Genomic DNA, 14142 nt, shown 5'->3' with positions numbered 1-14142 from the left:
CGCCACTCCGGAAACACCATTGATGATAATTTCGCCACCAGGTAAGGATAAATTCGGTTGGTATTGATTGGTAATCAAGGCAACACCATCAGGGGCATTGAAAAAGATACCACCAATTGTAATATCGGCACTTGTGGGAATTCCCACGGGATTGGGTAAAGGAGGCAAAATAATCCCCGTATTTGGGATACCCTGAATATCTGGGATATTAAATGCTGTTGTCCCCGCCCGGATATCTAACGTGGGTTGAGTTTTTCCATCAACTAATATAGTTGTGCCATCTGACAGAGTAATGGTTTCCACGATACCATTAACCGGGTCGGGAGACTGGATAATAACGTCACCTGGAATCGTCACACTCCCTCCCGCCAGAATATGCAGAGAAGCGCCCACGTAACCCCCTAACACTACATCCCCACTGGCGCGAATAACCGGGTCTTCTGGACTGGTTAATTGTCCTAAGTTCCCCTCTAAATCTTCTAGGAGAAAACTACCTCCGGTTGTATAATGAGCATTTCCTTTAATCGGATTAGCTGAACGCAAGACTAAATCTGCACCGGAAAAGAGTCCACTATCCGGATGGTTTAACGCTGAAATCTCGATACGGTTAGCACCTTCTACCTCTAACTGATTAAGAGCCGCCGCGATAAACGGATTGCTGATTGTATCCTGCATTATTACCGTATCTTTGGCGATTAGACTTACATCTCTTCCAGCAGAAAGTTGACCTTGTAAATTCAGATTGCCTGCGGCTAAGGTTAAATCTTGCCCGACAACTAAGTTCCCCCGATTAGTAATAGACGCATTTGTCCCATTGTTGCCGTATTGCAATCCTGGGGTTACATTAATTGTCAGTAAAGGGGGGGCTTCCGGGTTTGTTGCGCTAAACGTTAAGCCATTCTCAAATACCACTAAATCCGCCGTAGTTCCCACAAAGGAACCTGGTACATCCAGACGCGCCCCTTCACCAAAGATAATCCCATTAGGATTGAGTAAATATAACGACGCTTGTCCATTTACCCCCAACGTTCCCATAATGTCCGATATATCATTCCCGGTAACCCGACTGAAAATCGTTTCAATCCCCTGAGGATTGGCAAAATAGACGCGCCCCCCCTCTCCCACGTTAAATTCAAGAAAACTGTGGAACAAATTCGTGTCGCGAATTGCCCCCCCTTCAATCAAATTGGCGGGTAACCCTTTAACTTCCACATTTGGTGTCACAATAGACGATTCAACACCTAGAGTGGTATCCGGTTGAATCTGCGCCAATGCAGGTGCAGCGACAAGAGCGATCGCGCCCCATCCCACTATAATCAGGCTGAACCCCCATGGTCTATGCCCTAACCCCTGGCTTGCCATATCCGTTAGATGGTAGATGATCTTGAAGAAGGCATCATTATACCTCAACTCACGTCTAGAGCATTTAAACCGAGAGAACAGGAAACGGGGAACAGTAAGGATTTGACACTTGTTAACATTTCTTAGTAGAGCGGACAGAATTTATGTCCAGGTACTTATAAGCTAAAGCTTACGGGGTAAATCTTTGAACCCGTTTTAACGGGTTTCAGCTTTTAGCCAGAACTTTAGTTCTAGGCTTAAGGAGCGTGCTTAACTAATGCGATCGCGCCCTTGGGATACCTTAAGATTAAGCAGGGATAATCCCAGAATTACTAAAAATAACACTAATCCAATCGTGCAAGCATAACCGATTTCCAAATCCGCAAACGCTTGCTCATACAAATAATACACCACCGTTTTGGAACTATTACGCGGTCCCCCTTGGGTCATGATATAAACTTCTTCAAACACCTTCGTCGCCGAAATCGCCGAAATGACGGCAACCAAAGCCAAATAGGGACCCATTAAGGGAACCGTAATATCCCAATGTTTCCCATACCCATCCGAACCATCCAACGCCGCCGCTTCATAGAGTTGGTCAGGAATCGATTGCAAACCTGCCAGATAAATCACCATGTAGTAGCCTAACCCCTTCCACACGGTAACAGCCATAACACTAAAAATCGCCCAATCTGGACTCGTCAACCAGGGAATACCCTCTTTAAACCCAATCCAACTGAGTATCTGATTAAATAAACCATTTTCCGCATAAAGCCACCGCCAAGCAATTCCCGCCACCACCATTGAAACTACCACTGGAGTGTAATACGCCGCCCGAAACCAGCTTATCCCGCGCAGTTTCTGATTGACCAAAATCGCTAATCCTAAGGGAAGTGCGACTAAAATTGGCACAACGCCAATCAGATATAACACCGTGTTCCCCACCGTTTGCCAAAATACTCGGTCTTTCCCCAAGCGTTGCAGATTCGTCAAACCCACCCATTCAGGCGTTTGGGTCAAATCATAGTCGTATTGCGTAAAACTCAGGTAAAAGGCTTGACAAGCGGGCAAAAATACGGTTAATCCCAAGATAACTAGGGCAGGGAGCAAAAACAGGTACGGCGTAAACTTGGGCGGGATGACAATTGAATCCTTTAACATCTGACATGCAAATTATTACGGAAAACGAAAAATTAAACATTACACTGTAGCCTAGCTAACAGTTTCCTCTTCTTAACCTTAGTCTAATCTTATTAGTTACCTGACCATAACCCAATACGCCCTTATCTAAGCTGGCGACGTGGGTGGTGAGGTATTGGCGTTCTCATCTAGGCAAGTCTAAATGTAAACCTCCGTCTCAATCCTGGATATCTGTGCCAGTAGTGTTAGATGGGAGGTTGCTGACATAAGCTTATGCAGTAAGCGATGCGATCGCATACAGCAGGCTTAGGTTGATTCGATCTGTTTTTCACGGTGCTATCTATCATCAACCCGATTATTGTCTTGGGCGAGGTAAATAACGTTAGGCGATGCCTGAACAGGAGTTGCGTTTAAAACTTCTACCCCTTGACGCCATCTGTCTTGTCCCGACTCGAACGGGGGGAATTAACCCGGATTTAGGATGAGGGAATTTCCCCGCACAATACATTGGAGTGTTATGCAGCCGTGAAACATTTAGAAGTAAACTACAGCCATTTATTGGAAAAAGATACACAACCCGAACTAAAGACAACCGTACTGGAACTTCTCAGTATCCCGACGCATCCACAATCGAGCTGGAGAGGAGACAGTGACACCCTATTGTGGCAAACGCTAGTGCAATCCATTCCCCTACCCTTGGTTATTGCCCGCTTAAGCGATGGTGTTATTCTGTATGCTAACGATCATTACGGCTCGACCTTTGATCCCAGCCAACAGAAGCGTTCTAGAGTCAATCAACCCGTTTGCGATCGCCAAACTCTATCCTTCTATCACGATCCCGCCCAACGACAGAGAATATTACAGGTTTTACTTAGTCAAGGCTATTTGCGGGATTACGTGGTCAAAATGCCGAGTCACTATGGCAAGCCGATTTGGAGCCTAGTTTCTCTGCAACGGTTAACCGTTAAGCGGGAATCCGCCTTTCTTGCCATTTTCCAGCCGATTACGGACGACTCGCATCACCACGAACCCTTACCCCCATCACCTCAGGAAACAGCCCCATCACCCCAACCAACACGCCGCCCGTTAATTGCTAATGCCGTGTGTGAACAGGAGGTCAAATTTTGTACCTTAGCCGAAACCATTCCTGCCGCTGTCCTAATCTACAAAGGCAATCAGTTAGTCTATGTTAATTCCATAGTCTGCGAAATTACAGGATACAGCCAATCGGAATTATTAACCATGGATTTATGGGACTTGCTGCATCCGAGTAGCCACGCCTTCATGCCTAAACAATCCCTAAGTGAAAAGGCGCAGACGGGAGCAAAACGTCGCTATGAAGTGGAAATCCTAACCAAAACCGGTGATAGGCGCTGGCTGGATACGAGTACCCGGATTATTGAGTTTCAAGGAAAACCTGCCATCCTCTTAAGCGCCTTTGATATCAGCAATTACAAGCAAGCTGAAGGGGCTTGGCAAGAAAGTCAGCGCACCCTAGCCACACTGATGGGCAATCTGCCCGGGATGGCGTATCGGTGTCGGGCGGATAGTCAATGGACAATGGAGTTTGTCAGTGAGGGCTGTTTTAATCTGCTACACTACAATCCCCGTGATTTGGTGGAAAATCGGGCATTAGTGTTCAGTGACGTGATTCATCCAGAAGACCGAAAACGGGTGAAGCAGGATGTGCAAGCCGCCGTTACTGAAAAACGACCCTATCAACTCGAATATCGGATTACTACAGCCACAGGGATTCAGAAATGGGTGTGGGAACAAGGGTGCGGCATTTTTTCTCGCCATGGAGAATTACAGGCTTTAGAGGGCTTTATTACGGAGATCACCGAACGGAAATGGGCAACAGACGCCCTAGAACTCTTGCAAACCATGACCCAGGCGATTGGTGAAGCCCCAGATTTTCAGTCAGCCTTGTATGTCACCTTGAGCAAAGTGGGACAAGCCACCCATTGGGATTTGGGCGAAGCTTGGGTCAAACGTGCTGATGGGAAGGTCTTAGAATGTTCCACAATTTGGCGCAGAGGAGAGGAACAGCCTTGGAAAGCAGAAGGTAAGCAGCAAGGTGGAACGGTAAACGGAAATGATCACAGTTTAGGTCACACCAATAAAGGCGCGGCGTCTCCCTATCCCCCTGTCTTAGCGTCTGAGGCGTCCACCCGGCAAGACTTTAGCCATTACAGTCCCGCCTTTACCTTTGCTTTAGGCTGTGGACTACCCGGACGAGTGTGGGCATCCCGTCGCCCAGAATGGATTCCCGATGTTTCCCGTGCGCCTCATTCCTCCTTCGTGCGCTCCTCTATGGCAAAAGCTTGTGGTTTGAAAGCGGGCTTTGCGGTGCCGATTATCGCTCATGATCAGGTTTTGGCAGTATTAACGTTTTTCCGGTTTGAATCGCGGCAAACGGATCGGCGTTTGGTAAACTTGATTTCTACCGTAGCCGCCCAATTAGGGGTAGCGATTGAGCGCAAACAGGCGGAAGTGGCGTTGCGTTCCTCTGAGGCGGAGTTGCGGGCATTATTTGCGGCGATGACGGATTCTATCTTTGTCTTGGATAGCCAGGGATGTTTCCTGAAAATTGCCCCGACGAATCCTGATCCGAGGCTATTACCTGAAAATGCCAATGAGTTCGTGGGCAAAACCCTGCATCAATTCTTTGCCCCTACTCAAGCCGATCAGTTCTTGACCTATATCCAGGAAGCGATCGCCACATCTTCGCGTTTGAATATTGAGTATAGCTTAACAGTGCGCGATCGCGAGGTTTGGTTTGCGGCGACGATTTCCCCCACCTTAGAAGATTCTGTGGTTTGGGTAGCACGGGATATTACGGAACGTAAACAGGCAGAACAGGCATTAAAACAGGCAGAGGCGAAATATCGCAGTATTTTTGAGAATGCCTTGGAAGGGATTTTCCAATCCACGGCTGATGGGCATTATATTAGCGCCAATCCTGCCCTTGCCCGTTTATACGGCTATTCCTCTCCCGATGAATTGATGGTGCGACTGACAGATATCGAACATCAGCTTTATGTTGATCCCCAGCGACGGGCTGAGTTTAGTCGGCTATTGCAAGAAAATGATGCGGTAGCTGATTTTGAGTCCCAAGTCTATCGCAAAGATGGCAGCGTGATTTGGATTGCCGAAAATGCCCGTGCTGTTCGGGATATGATGACCGGAGAATTGCTGTATTACGAAGGCACAGTCGAAGATATCACCGAACACAAATTGGCAAAAGACCAACTGCAAACCCGGGCATTTTACGATACATTGACCGGATTGCCCAATCGGGCGTTATTTATGGATCGTTTAAGTCATACTGTAGAGCGAGCCAAACGCCATCCCACCTATCGCTTTGCCCTACTCTTTTTGGATTTAGATCGGTTTAAAGTGGTCAATGATAGTTTAGGGCATTTAGTTGGGGATCAACTGCTGATTGGCATTGCCCGTCGCTTAGAATCCTGTTTGCGGACAGAGGATACAGTGGCGCGATTGGGTGGGGATGAGTTTACTATCCTGCTGGAGGATATTGAAGATATTCACCACGCAACCCGCGTAGCGGAACGAATTCAGCAAGAATTAGCCGCCCCATTTAATTTAGATGGACATGAAGTCTTTACCGGGGCGAGTGTCGGGATTGTTTTAAGTCGAGAGATCCGAAAGGAGGGGGATATCACCAACTATGATTGTCCTGAAGATTTGTTACGGGATGCCGATACCGCCCTCTACCGGGCAAAAGCATTAGGACGCTCCCGCTATGAGATATTTGACCTGACGATGCACCAAAATGCCCTCAGCGTCTTGCAGTTGGAAACCGAATTGCGGCGGGCGGTGGAAAACCAGGAATTTGAGATTTACTATCAGCCGATAGTCTCTCTCTCAACCCATCAGATTGCTGGGTTTGAGGCACTATTGCGTTGGCATCATCCCAGCCGAGGATTAGTGTATCCCGGTGAGTTTATCCCCATGGCAGAGGAAACGGGATTAATTATTCCCATGGGCTGGTGGATGTTGCGCCAAGCCTGTCGTCAGTTAGAACTTTGGCATGATACGGTTCAGGAGAGTGAACTTAATCAAGAACTGGCTCATCAGTTGACGATTTATGTCAATCTTTCCAGCAAACAGTTTTTACAACCGGAACTCCTAGAACACCTGGACAAAATTCTGCACGAGACCCATCTGCATCCGAGTCATTTGAAGTTAGAAATTACTGAAAGCTGCTTACTGGCAGACCCAGAGATAGCGGAAGAACGGCTCAAAGAATTACGCGATCGCCAAATTGGGTTATGTATTGATGATTTTGGTACAGGTTATTCGTCGTTAAGTTATTTGCATCGATTTCCGATTGATACGATTAAGATTGATCAGTCTTTGATTAGTAATATTAGCATCGATGTTCAAGGGCATTGTGAAGCAGGCATGATCAATCGCACCAAAGGATTACCCCTGCAAATTGTCCGCACAATTATCATGTTGGCAGATAGCCTGGGAATGAAGGTTATTGCCGAAGGCGTAGAAACAAAAGAGCAATTAACCCAACTGCGGCTGCTGGATTGTGACTATGCTCAAGGGTATTTATTTCAAGCCCCCTTAGATGCGTTGACAGCCGGAAAACTGCGCGTTGAGCCTCAATGAGATGAAGTGGATTCGGTGGGCGTCCTCAGATGGTGATCTACCCATCCACCCAGAACACTGAAAAGCGTGTATTTTGGTAGGACCGAAACCCTTAATACCTTAATATACCGTAGGGTGGGTTTCGGCTTCGCTCAACCCACCAGAATACGAGGAGCGTACCATTCGATATAAGTTTATATACCCACCAATAGCGCGATCGCTAAACGACACAGGTTTCATGGGTATCCACCACCAGCGCGATCGCTTATCCTAAATCTAGAAGCACAAATCAGTTAAGATAACCATGAGGCTGATCATCTCCAATGAACTCATCTAAACCATCCAAACGTCCAAAGGTGGATTACTGACTGATGTTAAAAAACATTGAGATTACTAATTTTAGATGCTTTGAAGCAACAAAAATTTCTGGATTTAAGAGAGTTAATTTAATTGGGGGTCAAAACAATGCTGGTAAAACGGCTTTGCTGGAAGCCGTGTTATTAAATAATTGTCCTAAATCGAGAACTATTATAGAACTGAAGAGGATAAGGCAAGAAGCATCAGACGTCGAGAAAGCTATGCCAGAGCGAGCCTGGGATAGTTTTTTCTTGAATCAAGATAAGCGAACAACGATCAAAATAACTGGAACAAGTATCCAGAATGTCAGCACTATTGTTGAAATACTCGTTTGTCATTCTATTTCGCTTTTAAAAGAAATTTTGGAAGATGAGGAAGAAGCTAGAAAGTTGATGACTCTGATATCTAAAAATGAACTCATGTCGTCAGTTTTGCAAGTTCGAGTCATCCAAGATAATCAAGAGAAATCTAAGTATACTGTTATAGCAACTTCAGATGGAATGTTGTTCCATGATATACCCGATTATAATAATCTGCCTATCATTACATCTTTTGGAAGACTGTCAAATAAAGATTTAACTGAAGAGTATGACAAAGCTCGTTTAAATGATAAAGATGAGGAAGTCCTCAAAGCCTTTAAAATATTAGATCATTCGATTGAAAAAGTAGAAAGTTTTTCTATTGGAGAACCGACACTCTACTTAGTTAGGAAAGAACGGAAAGGACGGTTGCCACTTTCTTTGTTTGGAGATGCGATTAATCGCGTAGCAGCGATCATGCTCAAGCTCATCAATAACAACTATAAGTTTTTGTTAATCGATGAAATAGAAAATGGTATTCACTATACTAAACAGGAAAAATTTTGGGAACACTTATTTCAACTTGCTTCAGAATTAGATATACAAATTTTTGCCACAACCCATAGCTTAGAGATGATTAAAGCTTTTACAGAGACAGGAGTTAGTAAATATCTAGATATCGGTGCCTATTTTGAAATTGCCAGAAAGCCTCGCAGTAATTCAATTATAGGAATTAATCGTGATCTAGAAACACTAAAATATGCTATAGAACATGGCAAAGGAGTGAGGGGTGAGTAATTTACTTATCGTTGAGAGCAAAAATGATAAGTTTTTCATGGAAGCCTTAATAGATAACTTAAATTATGATATTTCCATAGAGCCTCCCATTTGCATCAATGACTACGAATGCTTGGGAGGATTGGACAAATCTAAACTGATCAATGCTCTCAAAGCTTTAGCAGCCGATATTCAGAAAAGAGATATACAAAAGGTTGGTATTGTCATAGATATCGATAATTTTTCTGTAGATGAGCGAATTCAATGGGTGAACGAATGTATTAATCAAGTTTTCACAAATAGTGCCAATTTATCACAAATAGGAAAATTCATAGAAATTAGTACGGCTACTGGAGAGGTAATCAAGTTATCCTGCTATTTTACCAATGTAGATGGGAAAGGTGAATTAGAAACTGTCCTAAAAACTATTAAGCCTCAGGATTCTACGTTTGCTGATTGCTTAGTCAGTTGGCGGGATTGTTTAGAAAATCAAGGCAAATCAATCACTGGCAAAGAGTTTGACAAGTTTTGGGTTAGTCTCTACATTAGATTTGATACTTGTTCAAAAAAAGAGAAAAAACAAGCGGGAAGAAAATGTAGCATGAAAAACTTTGACTATATCATGAAAGAAAAAGTTGATATTTGGGATTTAGAACATCCTGTACTAGAAGAAGTAAAGAAATTTTTAAGGATTTTTACGGAAGAGTAGATATAGAGTAACGCTGATGCCACCAACGCACACGATCAGCGCGATCGCTCAATTGGTTTAGGTGTGGATAACTTTAATACAGATTATTTGTCATTAATATGACTTATGTAAAGACTCTATTGGCGTGGCACACCTTATTTGGTGGATTAGAATTGTAGGGGCGCAAAGACTTGCGCTTGCGCCCGATTCAATGGTCAAATCTATTCCATAATTTTAGCTGTGTCAGTCCAGTAGCGTAACGCACCTTTGCCACGATATGTGGTGTAGCTGCGTAAGTCCTGGTTAAGTTATCTGCACTGATTTCCTATTGAGCGTTGACAGCCGGAAAACTGCGCGTTGAGCCTCAATGAGATATGCATTCCGTGCATTTCTCCTGAGATAATGAATACCCTGACCAACACGAAGGAATAACAAATGACTAAAACTGCATGGGTGTTTCCTGGACAGGGTTCTCAAGCTGTCGGTATGGGAACCGACTTAGCCGATTTACCCCTGGCTCAAGCCAAATTCGCCCAAGCCCAGGAAATCTTAGGCTGGGACGTGCTAGAACTGTGCCAGAGTTCCGACGAGAAACTGTCTCGCACTCTCTATACTCAACCCTGTCTCTATGTCATCGAAAGCATCCTAGCCGATATTATCCAGGAACGCGGACATCAACCGCACCTCGTCGCGGGTCACAGTTTGGGCGAATATGTCGCACTCTACGTGGCGGGTGTCTTTGACTTTGAGGCGGGGTTAAATCTAGTCAAACGTCGTGCTGAACTAATGGATAGTGCCTCAGGTGGCATGATGGCAGCTTTAATTGGATTTAATCAAGAGCAACTTGACCAATACATCCAGGAGCATGAGGATGTAGTCTTAGCCAATGATAATAGTCCAACCCAAGTCGTGATTTCTGGAACCCCCGATGCCGTAGAAGCATTACTGAATCAAGTGAAAGCCAAGCGAGTAGTACGGTTAAATGTATCTGGGGCATTTCACTCACCGTTCATGGCATCAGCCGCGACGGAGTTTCAAGGGGTGTTAGAGTCTGTTCCCTTTAGTGACGCGAAGATTCCAGTGTTATCCAATGCAGAACCTATACCTACCACAGAAGCGGCTGTCCTTAAGGAACGCCTCCAACGTCAAATGACCGGAAGTGTGCGCTGGCGAGAAATTGCCTTACACCTGTCAGAGGTAGGGATTGAGAAAGTGGTAGAAATTGGTCCTGGGAAAGTTCTCACGGGTTTAATTAAACGGATGTGTCGGGATGCCGCCTTAAAAAATATAGGTAGCTTATCAGATTTGCCCGGTTAACCTATTAACCTATCCCCGATCAAATCTTCAAATTGGTTGTTGATAACTGATACTCTAATACAACAGCCCCAAATCTAGGGATTATGTCTAAGTCGATTTGTGGCAATAAACCCAAATCGATTACCTTTTGTCAATAGTCCGTAAATCATAACGAATGACCAATGACATAAGACGTAGCTTGCTTCTCAAGGGAGCGAGTTCTCCACGGTTAATTGAATTTTCCCATCTACTTAGGATGTTCTGTGACTAGAAACCGCGAACCCTTTGCTAGCCTAATTCTCTACCACGCCTTTAAATGGTCGGTAGTTAGCCCAGTGCTTAACATTTACCTACGAGGTCACATCCATGGTGCTGAACATGTACCGATGGATGGTCCACTCGTCGTCGTCAGTAACCACGCCAGTGACTTTGACCCGCCGATTTTGTCCAATTGTGTGCGGCGTCCGGTGGCATTTATGGCAAAAGAGGAACTATTTCGGGTTCCGGGACTCAAACAAGCGATTCAGTTATACGGCGCTTACCCAGTGAAGCGGGGTGCAGCAGACCGGAGTGCCATTCGTGCGGCGATTGAGTGTTTATCACAGGGGTGGGCTGTGGGTGTCTTTTTACAGGGAACGCGCACCCCAGATGGTCGTATCCCTGAACCCAAGTTAGGTGCGGCATTAATTGCGGCGAAGGGAAACGCCCCTCTATTACCCGTGAGTTTATGGGGGACTCATCGCGTTTTTCCCAAAGGATCACCGATACCGCGTCCTGTACCCGTAACCGTGCGAATTGGTCAACCCATTGACCCCCCAGCTTCGACGAAACGACCTGATTTAGCCGCCGTGACTCAGAGGTGTCAAGCTGCTATTCATGCTTTACATGATTTAGGGCGATGAATTAGATGCGATAAATCGCATCGGGTACAGGACGTGCTTTTCGGTTAATCAAAATAGAAAATTGTCACCACCTTGCGTTGTTCCTCTGCCTCCTCACAGGTTCTCAGCAAGGTTTTGCTGTCATGAAAGGCGAAGCAAACAAGCTGTTGACATCGGGAAATGATTTCGGAGTTACACAACGCACTGGCTTCTGCCAGAGACAGATGATCATTTTCTGAGTTTTCTACTAAGTGCATCACTTGTTGGAGTTGAACTTGCGACTCCCGTGGCTGACGTTCTAAGCTTTGGGGCAAAATGACCGTCAGCAAATTCGGGTCAGCACGCATCGCACCACGAATTGCGGCTGAGTTCGTACCTGTTGCGCCAGAGGTCATCAGACGATTGCCACCTAGAACCAAGGCATAACTCATCATCTCGATCAGATGTTGATGGGTAATGGGTACATGACGCGATCCTAACAGGGCAATCCGCTTAGAACCTGTTTGCTGGATTGTCGCAAGTTCTTGCGCTAAGGTATCTACACCGGAGATTTCTACTGCTTGATTCAAAGATGCTGGTTTAGGCTGAACAACCTAGGTATTTTAGCAAAACCAGCGACAGTTAGGACTATTAGCTCATAAAAAGGTGGCGGAGGTGCTCCAGGTGCAGGGGGGCGGGGAGAGAAAAACTATTTTGGCTTGATCCGATTGGCTTGCCACTTGTTTAATAGTCGTGCTACAGTAAGATACTGTTTGGTTCGGACGCATAGCTCAGTTGGTTAGAGCACCACGTTGACATCGTGGGGGTCACTGGTTCGAGTCCAGTTGTGTCCATTTAATTGTTAATGGCGAGTAGTATCGTGTATCTGGGGAAAAGGATAGACGCGATCGCAATCCTCTCCTATCCCTAAACGCGATCGCATCCCAAAACCCAAAACTGTACTGACTTGGACTGTACAACTCCGCTCAGTCCAGCCAGATCGATCAATTGAGTGACTATCGTATCAGGATCTTGACCTCGTTCCGCCAGTTTAGAGAGAGTTTCTGCCCAGTTAATGGCACTAATGACGGCTCCTTGTACTAAGATTTCAGCAAGGTGATCGCTCTTTTGATCAGGGATTGACGCCAACTGGGAGGGAGAGGGCGATCGTCTCTAGGGAAGAAGGAGCGATCACAATCGGACCCTATACCCCAAACGCCATCGCTCTAGGGTCAGGTAATCCCAACAGTTGGTGACTAGAGATGGCTTTCGATAAGCTAAGTAAAAGGCTCAGGTTAACCTTGGAGATAGTCTATGGTGGCAGTAATTTCTGAACATATTGAAATCACACCAGGAGTGTGTGGTGGGAAACCGCGTATTGCTGGACATCGGATTCGGGTTCAAGATGTCGTTATTTGGCATGAACATAAGGGGATGTCTCCTGATGAAATTGTGTCTCGATATCCTACGATTACGTTGTCAGACGTATACGCGGCTTTGGCTTATTACCATGATCATATTGAAGACATACAACAACAAATGCGAGAGGGCAAAATTTTGGTGCGTGAATTGCAAGCGAAAACTCCTTCCAAAGTGCAGCAAAAATTAAGAGGATAGAGTTTTGAAAAAGATCAGGTGGCACTTGGATGAACAAGTTGATCGGGCAATTGCTCAAGGGTTGAAACAACGGGGTATTGATGTCACGACGACACCTGAAGTAGGACTTTTAGGTGCAGCCGATGAAGAACAATTGACTTTCGCGATTGCTCAAGAGCGAGTAATATTTACCCATGATGAAGATTTTTTAATCCTTCATCAACGTGGTTTAGAACATTATGGTATTGCTTACTGTCACCAAAATAGTCGGTCAATCGGTGAGATTGTGCGAGGATTGATTCTGATTTCAGAGGTACTTGAACCATTAGATATGCACAACCACGTTGAATTTATTTGAGAAAGGCGATCGCTCTTGGTAGACTATCACCTTTGATGCTGCTGTAGGGGCGACCCGCTTTATTATGATTGAAATCAAATGATTCAGGTTTCGCAGATGACTGTGGCTCAAGTGAGTAGCAACTATGAAATTGAGATTCCGGTAACGATTCGAGAAGCATTAAAGCTGAAGCCGGGAGATGCCTTAGAAATCAAAGTTGTGGATGGTGCTGTGGTGATGATGCCCGTTCCCAGTTATACATCGCGCCTGTTTGCCAAGCATCAAAATCTCTGGCGAGGGGTGGATGCTGTTGCCTATATTCGTGGGGAACGGGAGTCATGGCGCGATTAGATGACCTTGATGGGGTTGCGATCGCTCTCGACAGTGTGATTTTCATTTATGTTTTAGAAGGAAATCCAGAGTTTGGCGAACTAGCTCGGAAAGTTTTGGAGATGATTGAGCAAGGGAAGTGTCAGGGGGTTGCCTCTGATTTGGTGCTGGCTGAATTAATGGTTAAACCCTTGCGAGATGGATATCCGGACATTGCTGAAGAATATGCTCAGGATTTACCAACATCCCCAAGGCGTTGATTCCATGTCAAAATAGTATTTATCGTCTCATTTTCGGACAGTTTAATCGATGAACATATCTTTGACACCTGAACTCGAGCAATTTATTGATTCAACCGTCAAAAAGGGTAGGTATTCATCCCCTAGTGAAGTTATTCAGGCGGCGTTACGATTGCTAGAGGAACGCGAGATGGAACGTTTACTGCGATTAGAGGAACTCAGAAAGGAAATTGCTATTGGCATTGAACATTCAGATCAA

Annotated in this window: 13 protein-coding genes and 1 tRNA gene; 11 read left to right on the top strand and 3 right to left on the bottom strand. The window is 45.3% G+C overall.

All coding sequences use genetic code 11. The features are described 5' to 3' along the window. Both RH949_RS17435 and RH949_RS17430 read right to left on the bottom strand, forming a co-directional pair. The coding region (locus RH949_RS17435) for a filamentous hemagglutinin N-terminal domain-containing protein (protein ID WP_446354867.1) at nt 1-1362 on the bottom strand (1362 nt) is incomplete at its 3' end. 249 nt (nt 1363-1611) lie between these two features. Next, complete coding sequence (locus tag RH949_RS17430; protein ID WP_006103316.1) at nt 1612-2502, bottom strand: carbohydrate ABC transporter permease; 891 nt, start codon at nt 2500-2502, stop codon at nt 1612-1614. A 504-nt stretch (nt 2503-3006) separates the two neighbouring features. Between RH949_RS17430 and RH949_RS17425 the strand changes: the two genes are divergently transcribed. The 5 genes from RH949_RS17425 to RH949_RS17405 all read left to right on the top strand — a co-directional run bounded on the left by RH949_RS17425 (nt 3007) and on the right by RH949_RS17405 (nt 11423). Continuing rightward, a complete protein-coding gene (locus RH949_RS17425) occupies nt 3007-7125 on the top strand; it encodes an EAL domain-containing protein (protein WP_446354864.1) in 4119 nt (1372 codons plus the stop codon). Between the two features lie 350 nt (nt 7126-7475). Continuing rightward, complete coding sequence (locus tag RH949_RS17420; RefSeq protein WP_446354862.1) at nt 7476-8558, top strand: AAA family ATPase; 1083 nt, start codon at nt 7476-7478, stop codon at nt 8556-8558. After that, nucleotides 8551-9246, top strand: coding sequence for a DUF3226 domain-containing protein (locus RH949_RS17415; protein WP_446354860.1), 696 nt, complete (start codon nt 8551-8553; stop codon nt 9244-9246). The genes RH949_RS17420 and RH949_RS17415 overlap by 8 nt, the downstream gene beginning before the upstream one ends. Before the next feature lie 414 nt (nt 9247-9660). After that, nucleotides 9661-10542, top strand: coding sequence for an ACP S-malonyltransferase (fabD, locus tag RH949_RS17410; RefSeq protein ID WP_446354858.1), 882 nt, complete (start codon nt 9661-9663; stop codon nt 10540-10542). 242 nt (nt 10543-10784) lie between these two features. After that, the gene (locus RH949_RS17405) at nt 10785-11423 is read left to right on the top strand and encodes a lysophospholipid acyltransferase family protein (RefSeq protein WP_044211396.1); all 639 of its coding nucleotides are present in this window, start codon (nt 10785-10787) and stop codon (nt 11421-11423) included. A gap of 44 nt (nt 11424-11467) precedes the next feature. Here the strand turns inward: RH949_RS17405 and RH949_RS17400 are convergent, their stop codons facing one another. After that, nucleotides 11468-11971 (bottom strand): hypothetical protein, encoded by a 504-nt coding sequence (locus tag RH949_RS17400; RefSeq protein WP_006106631.1) that lies wholly within the window; start codon nt 11969-11971, stop codon nt 11468-11470. A 190-nt stretch (nt 11972-12161) separates the two neighbouring features. On the opposite strand from RH949_RS17400, the gene RH949_RS17395 reads away from it, so the two are divergent. From RH949_RS17395 to RH949_RS17370, 6 genes are all read left to right on the top strand, one after another. Beyond that, nucleotides 12162-12235, top strand: a tRNA-Val gene (locus tag RH949_RS17395). A 460-nt stretch (nt 12236-12695) separates the two neighbouring features. Then, nucleotides 12696-12998: a DUF433 domain-containing protein gene (locus RH949_RS17390; RefSeq protein ID WP_006106640.1), complete on the top strand. Its 303-nt coding sequence runs from the start codon at nt 12696-12698 to the stop codon at nt 12996-12998. Between the two features lie 4 nt (nt 12999-13002). Further along, a complete protein-coding gene (locus RH949_RS17385) occupies nt 13003-13335 on the top strand; it encodes a DUF5615 family PIN-like protein (protein WP_044211398.1) in 333 nt (110 codons plus the stop codon). A gap of 78 nt (nt 13336-13413) precedes the next feature. Next, nucleotides 13414-13665 carry an AbrB/MazE/SpoVT family DNA-binding domain-containing protein gene (locus tag RH949_RS17380; protein WP_446354854.1) on the top strand — a complete coding sequence of 84 codons (252 nt, stop codon included), beginning with the start codon at nt 13414-13416 and terminating at the stop codon, nt 13663-13665. Beyond that, entirely contained in the window at nt 13653-13904 is a 252-nt protein-coding gene (locus tag RH949_RS17375) for a type II toxin-antitoxin system VapC family toxin (protein ID WP_446354852.1), read from the top strand. Before RH949_RS17380 ends, RH949_RS17375 begins: the two co-directional genes overlap by 13 nt. 49 nt (nt 13905-13953) lie before the next feature. Further along, nucleotides 13954-14142: type II toxin-antitoxin system ParD family antitoxin (locus tag RH949_RS17370; RefSeq protein ID WP_446354850.1), on the top strand; the 189-nt coding region annotated here is incomplete at its 3' end.

Source organism: Coleofasciculus sp. A1-SPW-01 (genome assembly GCF_040217205.1).
Lineage (GTDB): Bacteria > Cyanobacteriota > Cyanobacteriia > Cyanobacteriales > Coleofasciculaceae > Coleofasciculus > Coleofasciculus chthonoplastes_A.
The sequence above is the reverse complement of the archived record's forward strand: the minus strand, read 5'-3'. Positions and strand labels throughout refer to the sequence as shown.

Bases quoted from the DNA above. Each gene is read 5' to 3' on its own strand.
- RH949_RS17390 (WP_006106640.1), top strand. From the start codon at position 12,696: ATGGTGGCAGTAATTTCTGAACATATTGAAATCACACCAGGAGTGTGT.
- fabD (WP_446354858.1), top strand. From the start codon at position 9,661: ATGACTAAAACTGCATGGGTGTTTCCTGGACAGGGTTCTCAAGCTGTC.
- RH949_RS17375 (WP_446354852.1), top strand. From the start codon at position 13,653: ATGGCGCGATTAGATGACCTTGATGGGGTTGCGATCGCTCTCGACAGT.
- RH949_RS17420 (WP_446354862.1), top strand. From the start codon at position 7,476: ATGTTAAAAAACATTGAGATTACTAATTTTAGATGCTTTGAAGCAACA.
- RH949_RS17430 (WP_006103316.1), bottom strand. From the start codon at position 2,502: ATGTTAAAGGATTCAATTGTCATCCCGCCCAAGTTTACGCCGTACCTG.
- RH949_RS17380 (WP_446354854.1), top strand. From the start codon at position 13,414: ATGATTCAGGTTTCGCAGATGACTGTGGCTCAAGTGAGTAGCAACTAT.